We start from the raw sequence: 10921 nt of genomic DNA, 5'->3' as shown, positions 1-10921 counted from the left end.
CATCCCACTGACAGCGCGTTACCGGCGCTGGCAAGGAAGCAAAGATGAACGTGAGGGAGTTCACAGAACGGCGTTTGCAGGCCAGGCGTGGGCGCATGTGAGCCGCGCCGCATTTCCAGAAATTTCACGACGTTTCTTAAAAATCCGACGGGCTTTGCGCGTTTTGACGTCGAAAATTGAAGGTGTAGTTGAGAACCGTTATCTACTATCAGGCAGGTTTTACTGAAAGCGGGGGCGATGATGACGGTACTACAGTGCGTTGATTTTTTCCCAACCGGCGCGGCGTCGGTAACCATTGAACCGCGTCTGCCGCAGGCGGCTTTTCCTGAACATCACCATGATTTCTATGAAATTGTCATCGTCGAGCACGGCACGGGCACGCATGTCTTTAACGGCCAGCCGTACACGTTAAGCGGCGGTTCCGTCTGTTTTGTGCGCGACCACGACCGCCATCTGTATGAACATACCGAAAACCTCTGTCTGACCAACGTGCTGTATCGTTCGCCGCAGGCGTTCAGTTTCCTGTCAGGGCTTGAAAAACTCCTGCCGCAGGAGCAGGACGGCCACTATCCGTCGCACTGGCGCGTCAGCCAGCAGACGCTGCATCAGGCCCGTCCGCTGGTGGATCAACTGGAGGCGCTGCGCGAGAGCAGCGACGTGCACGCCATCGCCAGTATGGAAATGCTGTTTATGCAACTGCTGATCCTGCTGCGGCGCGGCAGCCAGGCGCAGGGCAGCGGCCATGCCGACGAGCGGCTGAATCAGCTGATCGCCTGGCTTGAAGATCACTATGCGGAGGATGTCTGCTGGGAACAGCTCGCCGGGTGCCACCGGCTCTCGCTGCGCACGCTGCATCGGCAGCTGAAGCAGCGCACCGGCCTGACGCCGCAGCGCTATCTCAACCGTTTACGCTTAATGAAAGCGCGCTATCTGCTGCGCCACAGCGAAGAGAGTGTGACGGAGATTGCCTACCAGTGCGGTTTTGGCGACAGCAATCATTTCTCCACGCTGTTCCGGCGCGAGTTTTCCTGGTCGCCGCGCGACATTCGCCTCGGGCGCGACGGGCAGATGCAGTAACGCGAAGAGAATCACCGTTTTCTGGGGCAAAAAATTGCATACTTTGCAGCTATTTGTCCCGGAGAAGCCCAGTGGCCCCTCAGTTAGTGCTCAGGAAAGCGGACTTTTTCGCCACGCCTACCCAGCCGGTGGTGGTGGCGGATCGCTACCCGCAAAATGTCTTTGCCGAGCATACCCACGAGTTCTGCGAACTGGTGCTGGTCTGGCGCGGCAACGGCCTGCATGTGCTGAACGACCGGCCTTATCGCATTACCTGCGGCGATCTCTTTTATATTCGCGCCGAAGACCGCCACCGCTACGAGTCCGTGAACGATCTCGTGTTGCATAACATCATTTATTGCCCTGAACGGCTGCAACTGAACGTGAACTGGCGCGATCTACTGGAAAACCCGCGTGGCCCTGGCGGCGATCCGCGCTGGCGGCTCAGCAGCCACGGCATGGTGCAGGCGCGGCAGGTTATCGATCAGCTGGAACATGAAAGCCCGAAGCACGATGCGCTGTCGCACTGTTTAGCCGAAAGCCTGTTTTTACAGCTGGCGATTACGCTGCGTCGTCATCGCTACCAGCCGTCGAGCGGGGCCGGGCCGGACGAGGGCGAAAAGCTCGATCTGCTGATGGCGGCGCTTGGCAACAGCCTCGACGTGCCGTTCGATTTGCAGCATTTTTGCAGCCATTATCAGATTGCCGAACGCCCGCTGCGCCAGCTCTTTCGCCAGCAGACCGGTATGACCATCAGCCAGTACCTGCGCCAGCTGCGTATCTGTCAGGCGCAGTATCTGCTGCGCCACTCCGATCTGCTGATTAGCGATATCGCCGCGCGCTGCGGCTTTGAAGACAGCAACTACTTCTCGGTCGTGTTTACCCGCGAAACGGGCGTGACGCCACGGGTGTGGCGTCAGCAGTGCGGGGTGGTGACCGGTTAGTTGGCCGCCATCCCCAGCCCGACAATATTCGCCGCCACGATAATCACCACGCAGCCCAGGCTCAGTACGCTGACCGGGCGGCGGCCCGCCGCTTTCCACTCGCGTAGCACCAGTCCGACCAGCCCGCCGCACAGCACGTAGAAGCTCATATGCAGCATCCAGCTGATGTAGTCATACTGCGCCGGAATGCGCGCATGGCCCCAGGCGTAGAAGAAAAACTGTAAATACCACATCAGCCCGCCCAGCGCGGAGAGCAGCACGTTGGCGATAATCAGCGGTTTCGCCAGCGAGAAATCGGCTTTTAGCGACAGGTTGCGGACTCTGGCAAGACGGATAAAACAGAAGCCGAGATTCACCAGCGCGCCGCCGCCCATGATAACGACATAGCTCGGCAGGCCGACGTAAAGCGGGTCGACGCCGAGCGCGGCGGCGGCCTCATGCATTGGCTTTGCCGCGTCCATCGCAAACGACATGCCTGCGGAGAACACGCCGCACATCACCGCCAGCAGCAGCCCTTTTTTCAGGTTAAATTCTTCGGCTTTGATGCCCATCTGGCGCTCTTTCAGTTGACCGGCGCGGGTCACGATGCCGACGCCAATCAGCGCCACGAAAACGCCCAGCAGCGTCATCCGCCCGCCGGGCGTACCGATAAGCACCGCGAATTTGCCGTTCAGCAGCGGCGTCATCAGCGTGCCGACAATGAGCGTAATGCCGATAGCGATGCCGATGCCCATCGACATGCCGAGATAGCGCATGGTCAGGCCATAATTAATATTGCCGATGCCCCACATCGCGCCGAACAAAAACACCGGCAGCAGCGTGGTGGCGCTGAAAGCGCCGTAGTAGGCCCAGAAATCGGGCAGAAGCAGGGCGCTTACCGCCCAGGGCAAAATCAGCCACGAGACAATACCGCCTACCGACCACATGGTTTCCCATGACCAGTGCCGGACTTTTTTAAACGGCGCGTAAAAGCAGGCGGCGCTCGCTGCGCCAATCAGGTGCCACAGTATCCCCATGGTTATCGCGTTATTCATGCTTAGCGTCCTCGTTTCCGTCGTAGGGCAGGCGGGAGCGAAAGCCGCTCCCTAACCCAAACGAGTCTATGGAGGCGCGTTTTTATTCACCTTCGACGCGCTGCCGCTGCGGCGCAACGGGTGGCAAAAAACAGCGGGTAAGCCGAACGGCGATCACACTTTGCGGTGAATTCAGACAATGCCTGACGCATGGATATCTGTGCGAAAATCGCCGTCAGATGTCCATTTTTAGCCGTTAGTGCGTTAAGTTATAACCATATAAAAACTGCGGCATTGATAAACATTTTCAATATCATTTAATTAACTATAATGAACCCACTGCTTACGCGGCGTTAACACCTCTGCCGCCCGACAATAATGGAGATGATGAATATGAGCTATACACTGCCATCCCTGCCGTACGCATACGACGCCCTGGAACCGCATTTCGACAAGCAGACGATGGAAATCCATCACACCAAACACCACCAGACTTACGTTAACAATGCTAACGCTGCGCTGGAAAGCCTGCCGGAACTGGCGAACCTGCCGGTTGAAGAGCTGATCACCAAACTGGATCAGGTTCCGGCTGACAAAAAAACCGTGCTGCGCAACAACGCAGGCGGCCATGCTAACCACAGCCTGTTCTGGAAAGGCCTGAAAAAAGGCACCACCCTGCAGGGCGACCTGAAAGCGGCTATCGAGCGCGATTTCGGCTCCGTTGAGAAATTCAAAGAAGAGTTCGAGAAAGCCGCAGCGACCCGTTTCGGCTCTGGCTGGGCGTGGCTGGTGCTGAAAGGCGACAAACTGGCGGTGGTGTCTACCGCAAACCAGGATTCCCCGCTGATGGGCGAAGCGGTCGCTGGCGCATCCGGTTACCCGATTCTGGGCCTGGACGTGTGGGAACACGCCTACTACCTGAAATTCCAGAACCGCCGTCCGGACTACATCAAAGAGTTCTGGAACGTGGTTAACTGGGACGAAGCCGCAGCGCGTTTCGCTTCTCAGAAATAAGGTTGCAACCTGACCTGTAAAAAGCGAGCCTGACGGCTCGCTTTTTTTATATCCGCAAAAGGAGGCGCGCATGTATTTCCCGGTTCAGGTTTATCTTGGCAAAATCCGCGACTACGAGGGCAGCCGGCCCAGCGCTATCGGCAAAGTGCAGGCAGAAGGGGAGTTATCGCTCACCAGCCGCGGGCTGGTCGGCGATCAGCAGGCGGAGAAGAAAATCCACGGTGGGCCGGATCGCGCGCTGTGTCATTATCCGCGCGAACATTACGCCATCTGGGCGCGGGAATACCCGGAACAGGCGGCGTGGTTTGCGCCGCCCGCGTTCGGCGAGAATCTCTCGACGCTGGGGCTGACCGAGGATAACGCGTTTATCGGCGATATCTTTCGCTGGGGCGAGGCGCTTATCCAGATTACCCAGCCGCGCTCGCCCTGTTTTAAGGTGAATTTTCACGCAGGCATCAGCGAGCTTTCCGGACGGATGCAGGATACCGCGCGCTGCGGCTGGCTGTATCGGGTGATTGGCGAAGGCAAAGTCTTTACCGACGCGCCGCTGGAGCTGGTGTCGCGCGTGAGCGCGATATCGGTGCGGGAAGCCGCCGCCATCGCCTGGCATACGCCGTTTGATGACGAGCAGTATCACCGGCTGTTAAGCGCCGCCGGGCTTTCCGCGAGCTGGGCGAAAACGCTGCAAAACCGCCGGTTAAGCAGGAAAATCGAGAGCTTTTCGCGCCGGTTGTGGGGGCGCGGGTAAGCGGGCGCGCGTCTTACCCGCCCTGCAGTATCGGCGACATCAGGTCGTGTTTTCAGCAAGACAGGTAAGCGCGTCCGCTATCAAACGCTCTTTCAGCGGCGAAGCGCCATCCGCTTACGCCGCGTCGTCCCGTTTGGGCTGCGCGCTGGCGGCGGGCAGCTCCGCTAACATGGACGTGAATTCCGGTGCCGGCACCAGCGACTCGCGGGTGATCGCTTTAATCGATTTCGCGCCGGTCAACGTCATCGCCACGCGCATCTCTTTCTCAATCAGGTTCAACAGGTTCGCCACGCCTTTCTCGCCGTGGGTCGCGAGCGCGTACAGATAGGCGCGGCCCAGCAGCACGGTGTCAGCGCCGAGCGCAATCATCCGCACCACATCCAGGCCGTTGCGAATGCCGCTGTCGGCGAGGATCGCGATATCGCCTTTCACCGCGTCGGCGATGGCGGGCAGGGCGCGGGCCGAAGAAAGCACGCCGTCGAGCTGTCGGCCGCCGTGGTTCGACACCACAATGCCGTCGGCGCCGAAGCGTACCGCGTCGCGCGCATCTTCCGGGTCGAGGATCCCTTTAATCACCATCGGGCCGTCCCAGAACTCCCGGATCCACTCCAGGTCTTTCCATGAAATAGACGGATCGAAATTGTTCGCCAGCCAGCCGATGTAATCTTCAAGACCGGTCGGTTTGCCAAGGTAGGTGGAGATATTGCCGAGATCGTGCGGGCGGCCATGCAGGCCCACATCCCACGCCCACTGCGGGTGTGTGACGACCTGCCAGTAGCGGCGCATGGCGGCATTGGCGCCGCTCATGCCGGAGTGGGCGTCGCGGTAACGCGCGCCGGGGGTCGGCATATCCACGGTAAACACTAGCGTTGAACAGCCCGCCGCTTTGGCGCGCTCCAGCGCGTTGCGCATAAAGCCGCGGTCGCGCAGAACGTAGAGCTGAAACCACATCGGGCGGTTGATGGCGGGCGCCACCTCTTCTATCGGGCAGACCGACACGGTGGAGAGCGTAAACGGAATGCCCTTCGCCGCCGCCGCCCGCGCGGCCTGCACTTCACCCCGCCGGGCATACATGCCGCACAGCCCGACCGGCGCGAGCGCGACCGGCATAGAGAGCGTCTCGTTAAACAGCGTCGTCTCAAGGCTCAAATCCGACATATTCTTCAGCACACGCTGGCGCAGCGCGACCTGCGAGAGATCGTCCACGTTGCGTTTAAGGGTATATTCAGCGTACGCCCCGCCGTCGATATAGTGGAACAGAAACGGCGGCAGGATACGCTGGGCCGCCGCGCGGTAGTCGCTGGCTGCGGAAATAATCATTCATCATTCTCCCTGGAAGGTTTCATCACATCGTCGGGCAGGCGGGTGACGCGCGCCTGACGGGCGACATCTTCATCAAGCTGTTTAATGGTCGAGTGGACAAAGCCGAGGTGACGCAGCGTCGCTTTGCGCGCGCGCTCGGCGTCGCCCGTCTCGATGGCCTCCAGCATCTCGCGGTGCTGGCCGGTGAGCTGGGCAAAAATCGGCTGCTGCTGATACATGCGCTGACGGCTCTCCATCACCGACGACTGCAACAGATCGAAAAAGCCGCGCATGGTCTGGAGCAGCACCACATTGTGCGAGGCCTCGGCAATCGCCAGGTGAAAGCGCACGTCGGCCTGGGAGGCGAGATCCGGGTCGTCGCGCTCGGTAAATTGCAGCATCGCGTCAAAGCAGTAGCGCAGCTTTTCTTTATCCTGCGCGGTGGCGCGCAGCGCCGCGTACCAGGCGGTGCTGGCCTCAATGGCGTGGCGCGCTTCTAAAATGTCGTAGCGATAACCCGGATCGTCGGCCATCAGGTTGCGGATGGGCTGAACGATACGTTGTTCCGACCACGGCTCCAGCTGATAGCGCACAAAGGTGCCGCCGCCACGACGGCTTATCAGCAGCCCGTCTCGAATCAAAATCTGCAACGCCTCGCGCAGCGAATTGCGCGACACGCCAAGCTCTTGCGCCAGCTGTCGCTCCGAGGGCAGGCGCATTCCCGCTTCCAGGCCGCGCTCGGCGATAAGCGCGCGGATGCGCTCCACCAGATGGTCGGCCAGCCGTCGGGTCATTAATGTCATGGGATCATCCAGGTAAAGTAGTAAGCCTGCAGTAACGTAATCAGCCCCACCATGCAGGTGAATGCCAGGCTGTGCTTCACGGTGAAGCGGAACAGATCGGACTCTTTACCGACCAGCCCCACCGCCGCGCAGGCGATAGCGATAGACTGCGGCGAAATCATTTTGCCGGTCACGCCGCCAGTGGTGTTCGCCGCGACCATTAAAATATCGGAGACGCCGGTCTGCTGCGCCGCCGTCGCCTGAAGCGCTGCGAAGAGCGCGTTCGACGAGGTATCTGAGCCTGTCAGGAACACGCCGAGCCAGCCGAGGAACGGCGAGAAGAACGGAAACGCGCTGCCGGTATGCGCCAGCGCCAGCGCCAGCGTCGAAGACAGCCCTGAGTAGTTCGAGATAAACGCGAAGGCCAGCACCATGCCGATGGAGTAAATCGGCAGCATCAGCTCTTTCATCGTCTGGCCGAAGGTTTCCACGGCGGCTTTTGGCTTCATGCGCAGCCAGAGAATCGAGATGATGGCCGCCACGAAAATCGCGGTGCCGGTGGCGGAGAGCCAGTCGAATTTATACACGGCGGCATAGGAGGTCGCCTGCGCGACGACGGGCGGCATGCGCGCGACCAGGCCATCCAGGAACGGTACGGAGACGTTAAATACCAGATCCGCGAGCGGGCCGCCTTTGGCGAACAGCGCTTTAAACGGCGGAATGCTCCAGAGCGTGACCGTGGCGGTCAGGAACAGGAACGGTGTCCAGGCGCGCACTACCTGGCCTGGGGTGTAATTTTTGCGCGCCAGCGTCTGATCGACCACCGAGGCGCCCACGTCGCCGAAGCGGAAAATGCGCACCGGCTGCCAGCGTTTGAGAAACAGCGTCAGGCAGACCAGCGATACCAGTGAGGAGATGATGTCCGGCAGCTCCGGGCCGATAAAGTTCGAGCTTAAATACTGGGCGATGGCGAACGAGCCGCCCGCCACCAGCACTGCCGGCCAGGTCTCTTTAATACCGCGCCAGCCGTCCATAATCGCCATGATCCAGAACAGCACGATAATGGTCAGGAAAGGCAGCTGGCGGCCCACCATCTGGCCAATCGCAAAGCTGTCGAGGCCGGTCACCTGGCCTGCCACCAGAATCGGAATGCCCATCGCGCCAAACGCCACCGGCGCAGTATTTACTATCAGGCACAGGCCTGCGGCGTAAAGCGGGTTAAAGCCAAGCCCCACCAGCAGCGCCGCGGTGATTGCGACCGGCGCGCCGAAACCTGCGGCCCCTTCGAGAAACGCGCCGAACGAGAAGCCGACGATGAGCATTTGCAGGCGCTGGTCGGGCGTGATGGAGAGAATCGAGGAGCGGATAATGTCGAACTGCCCGGTTTTCACCGAGATTTTATAGACAAACACCGCGGCGATAATAATCCACGCGATCGGCCACAGGCCGTAGAAGAAGCCGTAGACGACAGACGCGAACGCGCGTTCAACGGGCATTTTATAGAAAAAGAGCGCCACCAGCAGGGCGATGACGACGGTAATGGTCGCCGCCAGGTAGCCTTTCAGCTTGAGCTTAATCAGCGCGAAAAAGAAAAACAGGATTGGCAAAGCGGCTATCAGGCTTGAGAGCCAGATATTCCCTGCCGGGTCGTAATTCTGCTGCCAGAGGTGCATAGCGAATCTCCTGCGGGCCGGAAAACGTGCCGGAAGTCTGTGCTTCTTATGGCGCGGATTTTGTAAAAGTGGCCCAACCAATCGGTGGATGTAGGGTGAATGACAACAAAAGGTTAACTATTTGTTAGGCATCAGCAACAGAGTGGTTGCGTTTTTTTGGGGTTTTGTGAGAAGGCGGTAAGTTTGCGGGAGGATTGGTAGGACCAACAGCCAAATTTCAGAGAGCGTAAAAACGTGCCGGAAGGTGCCTCGCAAAGACGCAACGTGTCGGGGTTTTCATGATTGGCACCGCGTTATACTTCACTGCGTTACTGTATTCGCGCCGATGAGCAACGCGACGGGCTGGCATGCCAACCCGTGATAAATCCTTAAAACGCGCTCTTTGCAAAGCCGGTCATTTCTTTCAGGCCCATTTCACGGCCCAGTGCGGTCATGGGGTGAACGACAACCAGCCCGCGCACGCTTTTCTTCAGCTTGCCCATGTCGGCCTGCTCTTTTTTAGTGATGGGGCGTTTAAACGGCATCGCCATCAGTTTCTGCGCCTCTTTGCTGAGCTTATCGGTGCGTACATCTTTCAGGCGTGCGATTTCCGCTTCCAGCGTCGCTATCTCCTGCTCAAGCTCGGCGTATTTGTCGGCCGCTTCCGTCAGGGAAACAGCAGCCTGCTGGTGACGCGCGGCATCAAGGCGGTCGCTCAGGCGTTTGATTTCAGCTTTTTCGATTTCTTTCATTTATAACGAACCATTAAAAAGGGGGAGATTGCTGCAAAGGATACACTATTGCGGAGGGTGAATGAAAAAACGGGGAAAAGTCTCCCGCCCGAAGGCGGGAGAAAAGGGGAATACCAATGAGGTTAACGCTTACTCTTTATCATGCTCTTCCCAGGCCATGGCGCGTTTTACCGCTTTGCGCCAGCCTTCGTAACGGTAGTTACGCTCGGTGGTTTCAATACCCGGGCGGAACTCACGCTCAATCACCGCTTTTTCCTGCAGCTCATCCAGGTTCTGCCAGTAGCCGACCGCCAGACCAGCCAGATAGGCTGCGCCCAGGGCTGTGACTTCACGGACTTCCGGGCGCTCCACGCGGGTGCCGAGAATGTCAGACTGGAATTGCATCAGGAAGTTGTTGGCCACTGCGCCGCCGTCCACGCGCAGGGCGTGCAGACGAATGCCAGAATCCGCCTGCATCGCTTCCAGCACGTCACGGGTCTGGAAGGCAATCGATTCCAGCGTCGCGCGGATGATGTGGTTCGAGTTCACGCCACGGGTCAGGCCGAAAATCGCGCCGCGGGCGTACGGGTCCCAGTACGGCGCGCCGAGGCCGGTAAACGCCGGTACCACGTAAACGCCGTTGGTGTCTTTCACTTTGGTCGCGAAATATTCGGAGTCAAACGCGTCGCTGATAAGTTTCATCTCGTCGCGCAGCCACTGAATGGACGCACCCGCCATAAACACGGCGCCTTCGAGCGCGTAGTTCACTTCGCCGCGAGGGCCGCAGGCGATGGTAGTCAGCAGACCGTGGGTAGACGCCACCGCTTTTTCGCCCGTGTTCATCAGCATAAAGCAGCCGGTGCCGTAGGTGTTTTTCGCCATCCCTTCCTTCACGCAGAGCTGGCCGAACAGCGCCGCCTGCTGGTCGCCCGCGATACCGGCGATAGGAATACGGGTGCCGCCTTTACCGCCGATGTTGGTCTGGCCGTAAACTTCTGACGATTTACGCACCTGCGGCAGCATGGCGCGCGGGATATCCAGCACGTCGAGCATTCTGTCATCCCAGTCAAGCTCGTGGATGTTGAACAGCATAGTGCGCGAGGCGTTGGTGTAGTCGGTGACATGTACGCGCCCCTGGGTCATTTTCCAGATAAGCCAGGTATCAACGGTACCGAACAGCAGTTCGCCGCGTTTGGCACGCTCGCGAGAGCCTTCTACGTGATCCAGAATCCATTTTACTTTGGTGCCGGAAAAGTACGGGTCGATCACAAGGCCGGTCGTCTCACGCACGTAATCTTCCATGCCGTCGCGCTTCAGCTTCTCGCAAATCTCCGAGGTACGGCGGCACTGCCAGACGATCGCATTATGAATCGGCTTGCCGGTTTCGCGCTCCCAGACCACTGCGGTTTCGCGCTGGTTGGTGATGCCGATAGCGGCAATCTGATCGGAACTGATGTCTGCTTTGGCCAGTGCTTCCACCAGCGTGGAGCTCTGGGAGGCCCAAATCTCCATCGGATCATGCTCTACCCAGCCCGGACGCGGATAGATTTGTTCAAATTCACGCTGGGAGACGCTGACAATGTTTGCGTCATGATCCATCACCACGGCGCGGGAGCTGGTCGTGCCCTGGTCGAGTGCAACGATATATTTTTTTTCTGGAGTCATCATTTTTTATCCCG

General features: G+C 59.1%; 10 protein-coding genes. 4 read left to right on the top strand and 6 right to left on the bottom strand.

Annotation, left to right across the window (positions count from 1 at the left end; translation table 11 throughout):
• Positions 1–240 precede the first annotated feature (240 nt).
• Positions 241–1077: an HTH-type transcriptional activator RhaS gene (gene rhaS, locus AFK63_RS17685; RefSeq protein WP_038866045.1), complete on the top strand. Its 837-nt coding sequence runs from the start codon at positions 241–243 to the stop codon at positions 1075–1077.
• Positions 1078–1148: 71 nt separating this feature from the next.
• Positions 1149–2000: an HTH-type transcriptional activator RhaR gene (gene rhaR / locus AFK63_RS17680; RefSeq protein WP_038866010.1), complete on the top strand. Its 852-nt coding sequence runs from the start codon at positions 1149–1151 to the stop codon at positions 1998–2000.
• Here rhaR and rhaT read toward each other — a convergent pair.
• Positions 1997–3034, bottom strand: a complete 1038-nt coding sequence (gene rhaT / locus AFK63_RS17675; protein ID WP_038866008.1) for an L-rhamnose/proton symporter RhaT — start codon at positions 3032–3034, stop codon at positions 1997–1999. The genes rhaR and rhaT overlap by 4 nt on opposite strands.
• Positions 3035–3406: 372 nt before the next feature.
• Here rhaT and sodA point away from each other — a divergent pair, with 372 nt between their 5' ends.
• A complete protein-coding gene (gene sodA / locus AFK63_RS17670) occupies positions 3407–4027 on the top strand; it encodes a superoxide dismutase [Mn] (RefSeq protein ID WP_032967551.1) in 621 nt (206 codons plus the stop codon).
• Between the two features lie 70 nt (positions 4028–4097).
• On the top strand, positions 4098–4775 hold the full coding sequence (gene yiiM / locus AFK63_RS17665; protein WP_038866006.1) for a 6-hydroxyaminopurine reductase: 678 nt from the start codon (positions 4098–4100) through the stop codon (positions 4773–4775).
• A 114-nt stretch (positions 4776–4889) separates the two neighbouring features.
• Here yiiM and lldD read toward each other — a convergent pair whose 3' ends face one another.
• The 5 genes from lldD to glpK all read right to left on the bottom strand — a co-directional run bounded on the left by lldD (position 4890) and on the right by glpK (position 10910).
• A complete protein-coding gene (lldD, locus tag AFK63_RS17660; RefSeq protein WP_038866004.1) occupies positions 4890–6095 on the bottom strand; it encodes an FMN-dependent L-lactate dehydrogenase LldD in 1206 nt (401 codons plus the stop codon).
• Entirely contained in the window at positions 6092–6880 is a 789-nt protein-coding gene (lldR, locus tag AFK63_RS17655) for a transcriptional regulator LldR (protein ID WP_038866002.1), read from the bottom strand. Before lldR ends, lldD begins: the two co-directional genes overlap by 4 nt.
• On the bottom strand, positions 6877–8532 hold the full coding sequence (lldP, locus tag AFK63_RS17650; protein ID WP_038866000.1) for an L-lactate permease: 1656 nt from the start codon (positions 8530–8532) through the stop codon (positions 6877–6879). The genes lldR and lldP overlap by 4 nt, the downstream gene beginning before the upstream one ends.
• Positions 8533–8900: 368 nt before the next feature.
• The gene (locus AFK63_RS17645; RefSeq protein ID WP_038865998.1) at positions 8901–9263 is read right to left on the bottom strand and encodes a YibL family ribosome-associated protein; all 363 of its coding nucleotides are present in this window, start codon (positions 9261–9263) and stop codon (positions 8901–8903) included.
• A gap of 129 nt (positions 9264–9392) precedes the next feature.
• Positions 9393–10910 (bottom strand): glycerol kinase GlpK, encoded by a 1518-nt coding sequence (gene glpK, locus AFK63_RS17640; RefSeq protein WP_404825896.1) that lies wholly within the window; start codon positions 10908–10910, stop codon positions 9393–9395.
• Between the last annotated feature and the right edge of the window lie 11 nt (positions 10911–10921).

Origin of the sequence: Cronobacter muytjensii ATCC 51329 (assembly GCF_001277195.1) — a bacterium.
Taxonomy (GTDB): Bacteria; Pseudomonadota; Gammaproteobacteria; order Enterobacterales; family Enterobacteriaceae; genus Cronobacter; species Cronobacter muytjensii.
The sequence above is the reverse complement of the archived record's forward strand: the minus strand, read 5'-3'. Positions and strand labels throughout refer to the sequence as shown.

Coding starts and splice junctions, on each gene's coding strand:
- rhaS (WP_038866045.1), top strand. CDS start 241: ATGACGGTACTACAGTGCGTTGATTTTTTCCCAACCGGCGCGGCGTCG.
- rhaT (WP_038866008.1), bottom strand. CDS start 3,034: ATGAATAACGCGATAACCATGGGGATACTGTGGCACCTGATTGGCGCA.
- sodA (WP_032967551.1), top strand. CDS start 3,407: ATGAGCTATACACTGCCATCCCTGCCGTACGCATACGACGCCCTGGAA.
- yiiM (WP_038866006.1), top strand. CDS start 4,098: ATGTATTTCCCGGTTCAGGTTTATCTTGGCAAAATCCGCGACTACGAG.
- lldD (WP_038866004.1), bottom strand. CDS start 6,095: ATGATTATTTCCGCAGCCAGCGACTACCGCGCGGCGGCCCAGCGTATC.
- lldR (WP_038866002.1), bottom strand. CDS start 6,880: ATGACATTAATGACCCGACGGCTGGCCGACCATCTGGTGGAGCGCATC.
- lldP (WP_038866000.1), bottom strand. CDS start 8,532: ATGCACCTCTGGCAGCAGAATTACGACCCGGCAGGGAATATCTGGCTC.
- AFK63_RS17645 (WP_038865998.1), bottom strand. CDS start 9,263: ATGAAAGAAATCGAAAAAGCTGAAATCAAACGCCTGAGCGACCGCCTT.
- glpK (WP_404825896.1), bottom strand. CDS start 10,910: ATGATGACTCCAGAAAAAAAATATATCGTTGCACTCGACCAGGGCACG.